Raw genomic sequence first — 13124 nt, forward strand, 5'->3', positions numbered from 1 at the left:
TTGGGTGGGGCATTTCTGCCCGAGGCGGCGTGGTGTGGGGTTATGGTGGCTGCGCGTTACATAGCCACGTTCCAGCAAACCTTGGGCGGAGAGTTATGGGACATCGGATGGGTGTCGTTGCGTGTGTTGCGGTTGCGGGTCTGTTGGTGGTGGGCTGCGGGACTTCTACGGATTCCGGTGGGAGTTCCGGGAGTACGCATTCGACTGTGTCGGGAGGGGCGCATGCTGAGCCCGCGTATGTCGCGGGTCTGCGATCGGCGATAACCACGGCGATGAAGGACAACGTTGTTCCGGGGGCGGTAGTGGTTGTCAGGTCGGGGAAGCAAGGGGATTGGGCAGAGGCATTTGGTAGTCGGAGTGTCGATGCCAGTGAGCCGATGTCGGTCGGTGACTACTTCCGGGTGGGCAGCAATACCAAGACCATGACGTCGACGGTGATTCTGCGGTTGGTGCAGGAGGGCAAGCTCGCGCTCGATGATCCCATCGACAAATACTGGCCGGGGGTGCCGAACGGTGATCGGATCACCATTGCGCAGCTCTCCGAAATGCGAAGTGGTCTATACAGTTACACGTTCGATCCGCAGTTCAATGGCACGCTCGACAGCGATCCGCAGAAGGTGTGGACGCCGGAGGAGTTGCTGGCGATCGCCTTCGCGCATCCGGTCAACTTCCAGCCCGGGGAGAAGTTCGAGTACAGCAATACCAATACGATCCTGCTCGGGCTGGTCATCGAGAAGGTCACGAAAATGACTGCTGCCGAGAGTTTTCGGCAGCACATCTTCGAACCGCTCGGGCTGAAGCACACGTCGCTGCCCGCGGCCGCGGACTCCTCGATTCCGGATCCGCACCCGCAGGGCTATTCCTTCGGTACCAATGTGTCCACCATCGAAACGTTCGCACTTCCGGCCGCGGAACAAGCGGCGGCGGTCGCGGGCACCCTGAAACCCAACAATGAGACGAACGCGAGCCCGTCCTGGGCGTGGACCGCTGGCGGTGCGATTTCGACGGCCGAAGATCTGGCCACCTATGTGAAGGCGTTGGTCGGCGGCGGGCTGCTGGACGCGACGATGCAGAAGACTCGGCTGGAAAGTATTCAGCCGATCGATCCCGCCAACCCGGAGAATGCCGGATACGGTCTCGGTATCGCACGATTCGGTCCGCATCTCATCGGTCACGACGGTCAGATTCCGGGATTCATGACGTTCATGGGCCACGACCCGACGTCGGATCTCACGATCGTGATCTGCACCAACCTCGCGACGGTGCCGTCGGGTGAGGGGTCGGCGCTGATACTGCTGAAAGCTATGCTGCCGGTCTTCTATGGTGCCGATGCCGTACCAGGGCGAGATCCGGCCGCGGCGAATACGAGTACGACTGCGCCGCCGAGCGGTTCCGCGGAAACCGCAACCCCCGGTCGATGATGCCGGATGGACAGCGCCGAGGTAATCGTCGCGGGCGCCGGGAGATCGAGTTCGGCCATTGTGCCGCGGACGGCCTTCCCGATCCGCGCGGCTTCTGGGCTATCCGTTCGCGGGGCAGCCGATTGCGCTCCGGCTCCACCATTGCGCTCAGCTGAATTTGCGCCCCGCCGATACGGCCTCGGCCGATATCGCGACGTGAATGGCACACGTGTCGGCTGCCGAAGTATGGGCGACGACCTGCGAGTGAGGTCGCTCCGTGGCCGGTACGGACTGCCCCGACACAACTTCTGGATCAGGCCAGGATGGCTTCGGGCGGATCGGCGACAACGGCCCGCGTGGCCAATTGTTTGGCGTAGAGGCGGTGGATTTCGAGCATTCTGTAGTGGCGGGGGTGGGTCGTGTCGGGGGAGGGGACCACGGAGATCAAATGGGCGGCGAGTAGTTCGTCGAGGGCGGATATGTCGGTACCGGTGGGGAGGGCTACCGCGGTGACGAGTTCGCGGGGGGCAGGACGGTGCCGAGGTGGTGGTAGACGGCGGTGGCGGCGGGGGTCAGGCGGTTCACCGTTGTCGCAAGGGTGCGGCGGATGTCATAGGGGCCGTAGGTGAATTCGTTGAGGCGCTGTTCTTCGTCGGACATTCGGCCGAGTTGTTCGACGATGGTCCAGTGGGGGCGGGCAGTTAGTCGGGCGGCGACGGCGCGCAGGGCCAGGGGGATGCCGGAGCAGCAGCGGGTCAGGGCGCTGACGGCCCATTCCTCGGCGCGGACCCGGTCGGGGCCGAGGATGGCTTCCAGGACCTCGATGCTTTCGGCCATGGTCAGTTCGTTCAGCACCATGCGGTGAATATTGGCTGGGCCCAACGAGATTCGGCTGGTGATGAAAATCGCGCTCTGCGGGCCAACCGGGAGTAAGGGGGTGAGTTGCGAGTCGGTGGCGGCGTCGTCGAGGACGACCAGCATGCGCCGTTCGGATAGGGCAGCACGGTAGCGAGCGCTGCGGGCGGCGAGATCGATTGGGATGTCGGTGATTTCGAGTTGACCCAGCAGCTGTTCGAGTACGTCCGCCGGGGGTGGTGGCACCGCCCAGATCCGCGCGCAGCACACCGTCTGGGAAGCGGTCACGCAATAGGATTGCCAGGTGATCTGCCAAGGCGGACTTGCCGATTCCGGGGCCGCCGGTGATCAAGACGTCGGTGTGCTCGGCTCCGCGAGTAGCCGTTGCATGCGGGCGATTTCGACGGTGCGGCCACGAAAAGCGTTCGCGGGAGACGGCGGCTCGGCGCGGCGGGGCGAAACCGGGATCACCGCAATGGTATTGGGCTCCTGCTTGCCCAGTAGCAATTCGTGTAGTTCGCGCAGCCGTTGGCCGGGGTCGACGCCGAGTTCGGCAGCGAAGCGACGGCGCATGCGGTCGTAGTGCGAAAGCGCTTCTGCGCCACGGTTATCCAGGTAGTAGGAGGTCAGTAGGCGCTGATGTAGATCCTCGGCGAGCGGACTTTCCAGCAGCGCCTTGCGTAGTTCGGTGGCCACCACTTTCAGCTGGCCGAGGCGCAGACTGGCGTCCGCCCATTCGACGAGCGCCTCATGGCGGAGCTGACGCAGGCTTTCCCGAAAGCGCAGTGCCCAATCACTGTCCAGACCGGCCAGCGGTTCGCCGCGCCACATGCCGAGTGCCAGTGTCAGCAGGCCGGCGCGATCGGGATGGTCGGCGTCCATTGCGCGCGATCGGTTCAGCAGTCGGCGGAATCCGAAAAGATCTATCCGATGGGGATCGACGTCGAGTCGGTAGCCGCCGACGGTCCGGCCGATCGCCGCCGTTTCCTCGGAATGCGCGGTCGCCGTGCGCAATATCCGGCGCAGCCGCGTCATATAGGTGTACACCGAATGCCGGACGGTATCCGGTGGATCGTCCCACACCCGGTCCACGAGGGCTTCGGTAGAGATCGGGCGTTCCGGCTCCGCGAGCATCGCCGCGATAATGCCCCGCTGTTCGGACGGCCCCAGATCGATGGTCATGCCGTCTACCACGAGCTCCACCCCCAATAGTCTGAATTCGATCATTTCCTCCACCGAGACCGAGAAATCAGATCCGTGAACGCTGCTGTTCATTTTGACTGTGCCGCGTAACACGCATCACCTCGGTCCGCAGTGGGCCGAATGGCAACGGGCCGACCCCGCCGCGGTCCGTTAGCTGTGTTCAGAGTTCGGCACCCACCTCCCTCGACGCGGCCGGGTCGTTGTCCCGTGCCGCGAGCCGATGCGCCAGATCGATCAGAGTGCCGACGGTGACCAACTCGAGCACCTGATCACTGCGCAGCGGGCGGGTGAGCGAGTCACGGTCGAACTGCGGCAGTACCCGCTCAATGAGCTGGGCCAACCCGACCTCGCTGACCATCTCGCCACTGAACTCATCGTCGGGAAGATCTCCCCGCAACAGCGCGGCTACATCGGCGCCGGGGATCTCGACTCCGGAGTCGCGGTGGATGCGGAACCACATATCCAGCAGGTCGATCGATTCAGCGCCGAGCTCGCCGATCAGCGTCGACTCCGGTTTGATCCGGGTCTTGTCCAGGCGGATGGCGTCCGCGACGGACGTGATGGCCACCGCCGTAAGATCTTCGGCTCGCATGGGTCGACTCTGGCTCCTGCACCTGGGCGTGTACCTCGAGCAGATCCAAGCAGCCTGGTAGCCGAGCCAGTGCGGCCCATCGGCAACTCGCGAGCAACATTTCGGTCGGTGCGGTAGCTCGCGCATCGGATTGCTTGTGAATCAACATAATTCGTGGGATCAACCGCTACCATTGAGCAATGACCGCGATGCGGCTGGGCAAGGGGACGGGACCGATTCTGCGCGCCGCCTGTGTGCGTGCCGGAGTCAATGCCGCGGGTGCGCAACTGGGTCGAGTCACCGAAGAGGTCGACTACCGGTTGCCCAACGGCGTGATGGTACGGATCGGCACGCCGGGGCAGGAGGGCGCGGCCAGACGCGTGGTCGATGTCGCCCGGTGGTTGGCATCGGCCGGAATCCCGGTGGTGCAGGCCGTTGCCGATATTCGGCAGCCGGTGGTGGTGGACGGCCGCGCGGTGACTTTCTGGCATGCGCTGCCACACCATCGGGCAGGCACACCGGCGGAGGTGGCCGCGGCACTGACACGGTTGCACGGACTTTCGCCGCCGACCGATCTGGAGCTCGGGCAGGTCGCGCCCTTCGTCGGACTCGATGAACGCATTGCCGCGGCACACACCATGAGCGCCGACGATAGGTCGTGGTTGCGTAGGCATTTGGCGGAACTGCGCGGGCGGTGGGCGGCGCTGCCGACCGGGCGCCCCTGGGGCGTTATCCATGGCGCCGCGTGGAGCGGCAATGTCGTTGTCGCCGAGGACGGCACCGTGATCCTGCTCGATCCGGGCCAGCTGTCGATCGGTCCGCCGGAATGGGATCTGGTGCACGCGGCAATCGAGTGTGCGTCATTCGGCTGGATCACCGGCGCGCAGTACGCGCAGTACTGCTGTGGCTACGGCAGCGATGTGATGCGCTGGGACGGCTACTACCTATTGCGCGATATTCGGGAGTTCCGGATGGCCACGATGGCGGCGCAGGCGGCCGCCGCGAATTCCGCCTATCAGGAGCAGGCGGAACTGCGGTTGGCCTGTATCCGTGGCGATATCGGTCCACGGCCGTGGAGCGGCTGGACGGCGCTGTCATAAGGCGGCGACACTACGGCCGAAGTCACCGCACTGCCCACCGTGCTCCGGCTCGGTGAAATCCTGGCAATCGCAAAATCATCCGGTGATCGGTGGATTTCGGGACAACGCCGGTTCGAATGGCTACTGTCCAAAGGCATTCCACAGTGGAACATGGGAGAATGCGTTGAGATTCAACAGAGCTACAGCGTTGACCGCGGCGGTACTGCTGGCCACAAGCCTCGGACTGACCGCATGCTCGTCGAGTGACAGTACCGATGCCGATATCGTCACCACCAATGGCGGTGAGCCGCAGAATCCGCTGGTGCCGACCAATACCAATGAGAATATGGGCGGCCGGGTCGTGGACCGGCTGTTCGCGGGACTGAAGTACTACGACGCGAACGGTATCGCGCACGACGAAATGGCCGAGTCGATCAAGACGACCGACCGCAAGACCTACACGATCACCATCAAACCGGATTGGAAATTCTCCGACGGCACCACGGTAACGGCGAAGTCGTTCGTCGACGCCTGGAATTACGGCGCCCTCGGTACCAATGCGCAGTTGCAGAACTATGTTTTCGCGCCCATCGTCGGATTCGACGAGGTCTCGGCGGAAAAGCCGACGGCGCAGGCCCTGTCGGGACTGCAGGTGGTCGACGACCGGACCTTTACGGTGGCGTTGAAGCAGCCGTCCATCGATTTCGAGACCGAGTTGGGCTTCGCACCGTTCTATCCGCTGCCCGAGGCCGCCTTCAAGGATATGAAGGCCTTCGGCGAGAATCCGATCGGCAATGGCCCGTACCAGTTCGCGCGCCCGGGCGCGTGGGAGCACAACGTCAAGATCGATCTGGTGCCCAATCCGTACTACCGGGGCGGACGCCCGCCGAAGAACAAGGGCCTGCGCTTCGTGATGTACCAGTCCTATGACACGGCGTACTCGGATCTGCAGGCGGGCAATCTCGATACCCTCGATATCGTGCCCGACAGCGCCATGTCGACCTATAAGAAGGACCTGGGCGACCGCGCGATCACCAAGCCGATCGCCTATAAGCAGGCCGTCGGCATCCAGACCAATGTCGCGCACTTCGGCGGCGAGGAGGGACTGCTGCGGCGCCGGGCGCTGTCGATGGCGATCAATCGGGAACAGATCTGCGAGAACATCTTCCACGGCATCCGTAAGCCGGCCCGCGATTTCACCGCGCGCACCCTGCCGGGATTCGATGAAAACTTGCCCGGCGTCGAGGTTCTGAACTACAACCCGGAGGAGGCCAAGAAGCTGTGGGCGCAGGCCAATGCCATTTCACCGTGGTCGGGCCGCTACGAGATCGCCTACAACTCCGATGGCGGCCACCAGGGCTGGGTCGAGGCCGTGGCCAATAGCGTGAAAAACGTGCTCGGCATCGACGCGGTCGGTGTGCCCTATCCGACCTTCAAGAACATCCGCGATCTGATCAACGCCAAGACGATCGGTAAGGCGTTCCGATACGGCTGGCAAGGTGATTACCCGACCATGCTGCAGTTCCTGACCTCGCAGTACTACAGCTTCTCCGAGACCAACAACGTCAACTACAACAACCCCGAATTCGACCATCTGCTCGACGCCGCGCTCGCCGCGCCGACGCTGGAGGAGTCGTACAAAATCGTGGGGCGAGCACAGGCGTTGCTGCTCAAAGATATGGCCGATATCCCGCTCTTCGACTACGTCGCCGCCGCCGGTCGATCCGAGAAGGTGAGGAAGGCCGATCTCGCGTGGAACGGCCTGTTCGATTTCGAGGGCATCGAGAAGTAGGTGCGGATGGGCCTGCGGCGGGCGCGGCTGAAGTGCGCCCGCCGCAACGGTTTTCAGCCCTGTTGCGTCGGCACGACAATGAGTTCGGCCACGTTCATCCGCGGCGGCGCTGCCACAGCATAGGCGATCGCATCGGCGATATCGTCGGGTCGCAGGATCTCCAATTCGTTGCGCCACTGGTGAGCCCGGCCCGCTGCTGCTCATCGCGCATGCCAGCGCCGAGTTCGGTCCCGACGACGCCGGGTTCGATATTCTTCACCCGGACTCCGCGCGGGCCGAATTCCGCACGCAGATTGCGGGTCAGGTGGGCGACGGCGGCCTTCGTGGCGGTGTAGACACCGAAGTTGGGGAAGACCGTGTGCCCGCCGATCGAGCCGACATGGACCAGATCGGCCCGGCGGCCGTCGCCCGCCGCGGCCAGCAGGTCATCGATGAAAGCTCTTCCGGTGTAGAGCAATCCATTGATATTGGTACCGACCATCTGATCCCATTCCTCGGTGTGCGCGGATTCGAACGGCCCGGCGAGCATGACGCCCGCGTTCGCGACCACGACATCGACCGGACCGAATGCCGCGCGCACCGTGGCCGCGGCATCACGCACCGACTGCTGATCGGCCACATCGGCGACCACCGCGATGGCCGCCGCGCCGATCTCGGCCGCGAGTTCTTCGATCCGATCCTTGCGCCTGCCGAGCAGCGCGACCCGGGCGCCGTGCTGTGCGAGCTGTCGGGCGGTGGCGGCGCCGATACCACTCGATGCTCCGGTGACTACCGCGGTGCGGCCTTCGAGGTTGTATGTCATGACCACCACGTTCGTAGCCGCCGCCGGGCCCCGCCAGGCTGCGGACTTCCTGGTAGCGGCAGGGCCACCCGGGCCCGGTGCGGTTGGCCTACGCTCGGGTGGATGGACTCCGAGAACCGATTGGGCGTATTCCTGCGCGCACGCCGCGAGCTGGCGCGCCCGGAGGAGTTCGGAATTCCCGGCGGTGGGCAGCGGCGAGTCGCCGGGCTGCGCCGTGAGGAAGTGGCGATGCTCGCCGGTATGAGCGCCGACTACTACGTGCGGCTGGAACAGGGGCGCGATAAGCATCCGTCCGAACAGGTCGTCGAGGCACTGGCCCGGGTTTTCGCGCTCGACGACGAGGGGCTCGCGCACCTGCGAGAGTTGGCACGACCCGGTATGCGGCGCAAACGGACCCCGCGACGGCCCGAGCGGGTCGCTCCCGGCCTGCTCCGGCTCATGGCTTCCTGGCCGAATACGCCGGCGCTGGTGCTGGGCCGCCATCTGGACGTACTCGCCGCGAATCCCCTGGCGACCGCGCTCAATTCCTGTTCCGCCCAGGGGGTCAATTTGGTGCGGGCCGTCTTTCTCGATCCGGCGGCTCGCGACTGCTATCGCGATTGGCCGACCGTCGCCGCCGATACCGTCGCCAGCCTGCGCGCCACCGCGGGCACGGACCTCGATGATCCGCGCCTGACCGAACTGGTCGGCGAATTGTCGTTGAAGAGTGAGGACTTCCGGCGGTTATGGGCCCGCCACGACGTTCGCGTGAAAACCGCTGGCGTCAAAGAGTTTCGCAATCCGCTCGTCGGCGACCTCGCGCTGTCCTACGAAACCTTCACTGTCAATGGCGCTGCGGGCCAGATGCTCATCGCCTACCACGCCGAGCCGGGGTCGGCGTCCGAACGCGCACTCACCCTGCTCGGCATGATCGCCGCGGGTGCGGTACCCGAATCCGCCTCCGTACCGGTCGATTTCGAGAAATAGACCTCAGTTGCCGTACTGCTTCGTCTCGGGCCGCTCGACGAGTACGACATGCGCCGGTGTGTCCGCCACGGGACGATGCCGAATTCCCTTGGGCACCACGTAGATATCACCGGCGTCGAGGCTCACCGGTTGCTGTCCTTCGAGTTCGATGCGGAAGGTGCCGTCCCAGCAGAGGAACAGTTCGTCCTCATCGTGGTGGTGCCACGGGAACGCGCCCTCGAGGCGGGCGACCTTGACAACGGTGTCGTTGACCCGTGCCAGCAGGGATTGCTGAAAGGGGCCGGGCAGTGCCGCGACGGCGCGATCGATGGAGACCGCCTGCGTGGTGGTCGTTTCTTCGGTCATGGGAATGATCCTCGATGGGGCCGGTGCGCGCGGACAGGGCCAATCCGGCAGAATTGGTTTGGAGATGGAGCCAATTGCTGTGACAGAACGACTCGGCCGCTGGTCGTCGGGTCGCGGACCGCTCTATGTGCTGCTCGCGGCCCGGCTGCGGCAGCTGATCGACGACGGTGAACTGCAGCCGGGCGCCGCACTGCCGCCGGACCGGGTATTCGCCGCGCAACTCGCCGTGGGACGCAGCACGGTGGTCGCGGCCTATGACCTGCTGGAGTCGGAGGCGCGCATCGTCCGGCGTCGGGGGAGCGGCACCCGGGTGGCCGGTGCGACGACGGTGGCCACACCGGAAACGACCGGTGCGCCCATGTTCCTGCATCTGCTCGAGCCGCGACCCGATGTCATATCGCTGGCCTGCGCCGCGCCGGAGAGTCCGCCGCCGGAGGTGGCCGAGGCGTATGCGCGGATCCTGCCCGAATTGTCCTCGACCACAGCCGATATCGGCTATTACCCGGGCGGCCATCCGGCACTGCGCGCGGCCATTGCCGAGCGTTATCTGCGGCAGGGTGTGCCGACGCGGCCGGACGAGGTGCTGGTGACCAATGGCGGTCAACAGGCGCTATCGCTGCTGGCCCGCGCATTCCTGCGGCCGGGTGATCGCGTGCTGACGGAAACCCCGACGTACCCAGGCGCTCTGGAGGCGTTTCGCGAGGCGGGTGCGCTGCTACATCCGCTGCCGCTCGGGCTCGACGGATTCGAAGCGGCCGCGCGCACGCACCGATCCGCGCTCGCCTATGTGACTCCGACATTCCAGAACCCGACTGGCGCAGTTCTTTCCGCGCTGGTGCGGCGGCGCCTGGTGGAAGTGGCCGCCGCCGTGGACGTTCCGTTGGTCGCCGACGAAATCGTGGCCGAGCTCGGCTTTCCCGGGCAGGACCTGCCGCCGCCGCTGGCCGCTGACGCCGCCACCGTCATCACGATCGGTTCGCTGAGCAAGAACATCTGGGGTGGGCTGCGCGTCGGCTGGGTGCGTGCGTCGGCAGCGACCATTGCCCGGCTGACACGCCTGCGGGCGGTACACGACCTCGGCGGCAACCTCCCGGCTCAGCTGGCCGCCGCCCACCTGGTGCGGCGGATCGATGCCCTGTGCGCGGCCCGTGCCGCGCAACGCGAGTCGTGTCACGATCTCGTACTGGCCGCCCTGTCCCGGAAGTTGCCCGACTGGTCCGTGACACCGGTCCGCGGTGGTCAGACGCTGTGGATCCGCTTGCCGTACGGCGACGGAAGTTCCTTCGCACAGACCGCGCTGCGCCATGGTGTCGCGATACTGGCTGGCAGCGGCCTCGACGTGTCGGGACGCAGCGACGACTACGTCCGCATCCACTTCCGGCATCCACCGCAGACGCTCACCGAGGCGGTCGATCGCCTCGCCATCGCATGGCGCGCCTACCACCCACCGAGTCGGACCACGCTGGCGCCACCGGCTTTGGCGGTGTAGCCGATGCCCCCGAGTTCTACGGTGTCTGCCGGGCGGTAGTCGCGTGGGGGGCGAGGAGGAATTCGATTGCGGCAGTCGGGGTCGAGGCGGCTGTGCTGTCGAAGGCCGCCGTGAACGCTTCGGGGCCAAGTGCTGCACGGTCCTGCTCGGCAGGCGCGACATCGACGGGATCGATGACCAGCCGATAACCCGGCGCCTGCCACTCGACGCGCGCCGTGCCGATCGCACGCCGAACCCGAGAGACCAAGGCCTGCAAGGCATTTGCGCCATTCTCCGGTGGGCGTCCAGCCCAGATCGCGTCGGCGAACACATCGGCGGGGGCCACTCGGCCGGGTTCCATGGCGAGCCGGGCCAGAAATGCGCGCACTTTGACTCCGGCGATCCGAATCGGTCGGTCCTCAGCCACGCGGACCTCGAACGGACCCAGCAGCAAAACACGCACGGCGATAAGCCTGCCGTACCGGCAAGGAGAGTCGGATCTCTGGTGGGTGGCTAACGACTGTGCGGCAGGATACCGAGTGACACGGCTAGTCCGGCCGCGATGCATGCGGCCGCAGCTGCGGCGGTCGAGAGGGATCGGGTGATGGTGGCGATGCCAGCCACGAAAATCAGGCAGGTAATCGAGGCCAGCAGCGCGGTTCCGCGATCAACACCGGTGTGGCGGTGCAGTCGCTTTCGCGTCGCTGTCATAGGTGGGGAGTACCCGATCCTCGAGTTATCAAACTGTTACCGACAGCGACCGCCCATGTTCAGGCCGGCGCGCACATTCGGCCGCACCTACCGGCTATGACCGATCTCAGGTGGTGTACTGGGCAGATGAGCACTGACGACACGGATCCGGAACTGCTCGAACTCGCCACCAAGATCTTCGATCTGGCGCGCCAGGGCAACGCCGAGCGCCTGACGGCGTATCTGGACGCCGGTGTCCCGGTGAACCTCACCAATGACCACGGTGACAGCCTGCTCATGCTGGCCGCCTACCACGGTCATCAGGACGCCGTACGGGTCCTGCTGGCGCGCGACGCCGACCCGAATCGAGCCAATGACAAGGGGCAGACGCCGCTGGCGGGCGCGGTGTTCAAGGGCGAGGTCGAGATCCTGCGCGCGCTGCTCGCCGCGGGTGCCGATCCGGATGCCGGAACCCCGTCCGCGCGCGCCGCGGCCGCCATGTTCGGTAAGAACGACCTGCTGCGCCTGTTCGAGGCGCCCTGAGCCACCGAATTGTCACTGGCCGGAACGCCGATTCGGACGCGTTCGCGCGGGTCGGTATAGTCGCCGCGGATGAGTAATGTCACCACCCGAGATAGGTCCAAGCCCGTGAACCGACGATTCGGGCGCGTGGTGTGGCTAGTGCCGGTGTTGCTCATTGCCTTCGCCACGTGGTGCCTGACCGAACCGCTTTGGCCCTTCCATCGGATCACCGGCGGTTTCATCGACCTGCAGGTGTACCGGCTCGGCATCGAGGCGCTGCGTGACGGCGCGGATATGTACGGCCAGCTGCCGCAGACCACCATTGGTATCGGCCTGCCGTTCATCTACCCGCCGTTCGCCGCATTGGTGCTGAGCCCCTTCGCGCTGCTGCCCTGGGATGCCGCGGCCTTCACCTTCTTCGTTTCCTCGACGCTCGCGCTGGCCGTCACGCTGTATCTGGTCGCGCGGCGGCGCTGGCCCGAACGCAGTGGGTTGCGGCTGGCACTGCTGGCCACCTCGTGCGCGACGCCGCTGGCCATGCTGTTGGAGCCGATTCGCTCGACACTGGACTTCGGGCAGGTCAACCTGCTGCTCATGGTGCTGGTAGCCGCCGACGCGCTGACCGAGAAGCCGAAGTGGCGGCGCGGCATGCTGGTCGGCGTGGCGGCCGCGATCAAGCTGACCCCGGCCGCGTTCGTGCTGTACTTCCTGGTGCGCCGGGACTATCGCGCGGCAGTGACGGCAGCCGTCACCGGTGCGGTGGCGACGGCGCTCAGCTTCGCGGTGCTGCCCAAGGAGTCGGTCACCTACTGGTTCGGCGGACTCGGCAATGTCTCGGGATTGAGCGGCTCGTCGTTCCACACCAACCAGTCGATTCAGGCCGTGCTGGCCCGGTTCGGTGTGGAGAAGCCGCTGTTCACCGTGCTCTGGCTGGTGCTGAGCGCGGCGCTGCTCGTCCTGGTGGTCGCGGCCATGCGACAGGCGGAACAGGCTCCCGCGCTGGCGCTGGGGATCAATGCGGTCTTCACATTGCTGGTATCGCCGATCTCCTGGTCGCATCACTGGGTGATGATCGCGCCCGCGCTGTTCGGGATGGTCTGTTATGCGACGACGATGCCGCGGGGTCGGGCGATCGGGTGGTATGTGGCCATCGTGGTGACCGCGGCGGCATTCGTCTACGGGCCGCAGAACTGGATGCCCGGTGACAATCGACGCGAATTGTCGTGGACGCCTTGGCAACACGTGTGGGGCAACACCTACGTGTGGTTGAGCGTACTGCTGGTCGCGGTGTACCTCGTGGGCAGTAAGCGCGCGAAGGCGCTTGCGGCCGAGGCGGATTCGGCGCCGCAGGATGGCGATCTCGTCGATCTGGCAGGTCCGCGACCCGCCGCCTGACTCCCACGCGGGTCACGCCATCCGTTGACAGTACGC

The 13124-nt window shown here is 65.6% G+C and carries 14 protein-coding genes; 7 read left to right on the forward strand and 7 right to left on the reverse strand.

Annotated elements, in window-relative coordinates; all coding sequences use genetic code 11:
• Nucleotides 1–107 precede the first annotated feature (107 nt).
• A complete protein-coding gene (locus tag ACQP2D_RS09280) occupies nt 108–1421 on the forward strand; it encodes a serine hydrolase domain-containing protein (RefSeq protein WP_433683298.1) in 1314 nt (437 codons plus the stop codon).
• Between the two features lie 292 nt (nt 1422–1713).
• On the opposite strand, the gene ACQP2D_RS09285 is transcribed toward ACQP2D_RS09280, so the two are convergent.
• From ACQP2D_RS09285 to ACQP2D_RS09300, 4 genes are all read right to left on the reverse strand, one after another.
• Nucleotides 1714–1848, reverse strand: a complete 135-nt coding sequence (locus tag ACQP2D_RS09285) for a hypothetical protein (protein ID WP_433683299.1) — start codon at nt 1846–1848, stop codon at nt 1714–1716.
• Between the two features lie 53 nt (nt 1849–1901).
• On the reverse strand, nt 1902–2543 hold the full coding sequence (locus tag ACQP2D_RS09290) for an NB-ARC domain-containing protein (protein WP_433683300.1): 642 nt from the start codon (nt 2541–2543) through the stop codon (nt 1902–1904).
• A 60-nt stretch (nt 2544–2603) separates the two neighbouring features.
• A complete protein-coding gene (locus ACQP2D_RS09295; protein ID WP_433683301.1) occupies nt 2604–3458 on the reverse strand; it encodes an AfsR/SARP family transcriptional regulator in 855 nt (284 codons plus the stop codon).
• Between the two features lie 160 nt (nt 3459–3618).
• A complete protein-coding gene (locus tag ACQP2D_RS09300; protein ID WP_433683302.1) occupies nt 3619–4050 on the reverse strand; it encodes an acyl carrier protein in 432 nt (143 codons plus the stop codon).
• Between the two features lie 179 nt (nt 4051–4229).
• Between ACQP2D_RS09300 and ACQP2D_RS09305 the strand changes: the two genes are divergently transcribed.
• Together ACQP2D_RS09305 and ACQP2D_RS09310 are read left to right on the forward strand one after the other, a co-directional pair.
• Complete coding sequence (locus tag ACQP2D_RS09305) at nt 4230–5129, forward strand: phosphotransferase (protein ID WP_433683303.1); 900 nt, start codon at nt 4230–4232, stop codon at nt 5127–5129.
• A 163-nt stretch (nt 5130–5292) separates the two neighbouring features.
• Nucleotides 5293–6900 carry a peptide ABC transporter substrate-binding protein gene (locus ACQP2D_RS09310; RefSeq protein ID WP_433683304.1) on the forward strand — a complete coding sequence of 536 codons (1608 nt, stop codon included), beginning with the start codon at nt 5293–5295 and terminating at the stop codon, nt 6898–6900.
• A 94-nt stretch (nt 6901–6994) separates the two neighbouring features.
• On the opposite strand, the gene ACQP2D_RS09315 is transcribed toward ACQP2D_RS09310, so the two are convergent.
• A complete protein-coding gene (locus tag ACQP2D_RS09315) occupies nt 6995–7702 on the reverse strand; it encodes an SDR family oxidoreductase (RefSeq protein ID WP_433683305.1) in 708 nt (235 codons plus the stop codon).
• A gap of 102 nt (nt 7703–7804) precedes the next feature.
• Here ACQP2D_RS09315 and ACQP2D_RS09320 point away from each other — a divergent pair, with 102 nt between their 5' ends.
• Nucleotides 7805–8668 (forward strand): helix-turn-helix transcriptional regulator, encoded by an 864-nt coding sequence (locus ACQP2D_RS09320; protein ID WP_433683306.1) that lies wholly within the window; start codon nt 7805–7807, stop codon nt 8666–8668.
• Nucleotides 8669–8671: 3 nt separating this feature from the next.
• On the opposite strand, the gene ACQP2D_RS09325 is transcribed toward ACQP2D_RS09320, so the two are convergent.
• Entirely contained in the window at nt 8672–9013 is a 342-nt protein-coding gene (locus tag ACQP2D_RS09325; protein WP_433683307.1) for a cupin domain-containing protein, read from the reverse strand.
• 79 nt (nt 9014–9092) lie between these two features.
• On the opposite strand from ACQP2D_RS09325, the gene ACQP2D_RS09330 reads away from it, so the two are divergent.
• Nucleotides 9093–10502: a PLP-dependent aminotransferase family protein gene (locus tag ACQP2D_RS09330; protein WP_433683308.1), complete on the forward strand. Its 1410-nt coding sequence runs from the start codon at nt 9093–9095 to the stop codon at nt 10500–10502.
• Between the two features lie 16 nt (nt 10503–10518).
• On the opposite strand, the gene ACQP2D_RS09335 is transcribed toward ACQP2D_RS09330, so the two are convergent.
• Entirely contained in the window at nt 10519–10944 is a 426-nt protein-coding gene (locus tag ACQP2D_RS09335; protein ID WP_433683309.1) for an AfsR/SARP family transcriptional regulator, read from the reverse strand.
• Nucleotides 10945–11318: 374 nt separating this feature from the next.
• Here ACQP2D_RS09335 and ACQP2D_RS09340 point away from each other — a divergent pair, with 374 nt between their 5' ends.
• Nucleotides 11319–11714, forward strand: a complete 396-nt coding sequence (locus tag ACQP2D_RS09340) for an ankyrin repeat domain-containing protein (protein ID WP_433683310.1) — start codon at nt 11319–11321, stop codon at nt 11712–11714.
• A 69-nt stretch (nt 11715–11783) separates the two neighbouring features.
• The gene (locus ACQP2D_RS09345) at nt 11784–13088 is read left to right on the forward strand and encodes a glycosyltransferase 87 family protein (protein WP_433683311.1); all 1305 of its coding nucleotides are present in this window, start codon (nt 11784–11786) and stop codon (nt 13086–13088) included.
• Nucleotides 13089–13124: the final 36 nt, after the last annotated feature.

The organism is Nocardia sp. CA-119907, from assembly GCF_050955995.1.
GTDB lineage: Bacteria > Actinomycetota > Actinomycetes > Mycobacteriales > Mycobacteriaceae > Nocardia.